This is a genomic window from Catenulispora pinistramenti, assembly GCF_018274385.1.
Taxonomy (GTDB): Bacteria; Actinomycetota; Actinomycetes; order Streptomycetales; family Catenulisporaceae; genus Catenulispora; species Catenulispora pinistramenti.
This window is the reverse complement of record NZ_JAAFYZ010000581.1, coordinates 1-458: the sequence shown is the minus strand read 5'-3', so window position 1 is coordinate 458 and position 458 is coordinate 1. Positions and strand designations below refer to the sequence as shown.

Here is a 458-nt window from a genome sequence, read left to right as displayed (position 1 = left end):
GGGGTGGTGGGGCTTTTCGGTTGATCGTTTGATCTGTGAGGTGCGGGATGGTCTACAAGGCTGAGTACATCTGGGTTGATGGGGCTGTGCCTACGGCTGGGGTGCGGTCGAAGACGCGGGTGCTTGCTGATGGTGTTGTGCCGGGGGTGTGGGGGTTCGATGGGTCCTCTACCGGGCAGGCGGTGGGGCATTCTTCGGATCGGGTGTTGCGGCCGGTGTTCACGTGCGCGGATCCGGTGCGGGGTGGGGCGCATGTGCTTGTGTTGTGTGAGGTGGAGGGGATTGATTTTGTGCCTCATGGCTCCAACATGCGGGCTGGGGCTCGGGAGGTGGCTGAGCGGTTTGCGGGGCAGGATGTTTGGTTTGGGATTGAGCAGGAGTACACGTTGTTTCGGGGTGGGCGGCCTTTGGGGTTTCCGGAGGGTGGGTTTCCGGCGGCTCAGGGGCCCTATTACTGC

Annotated in this window: 1 protein-coding gene; it reads left to right on the top strand. The window is 62.9% G+C overall.

Translation table 11 applies throughout. The annotated features are described in order from the left end of the window. Positions 1–47: 47 nt before the first annotated feature. A partial coding sequence (locus KGQ19_RS48880; protein WP_212022511.1) for a glutamine synthetase beta-grasp domain-containing protein occupies positions 48–458 on the top strand: 411 nt, incomplete at its 3' end.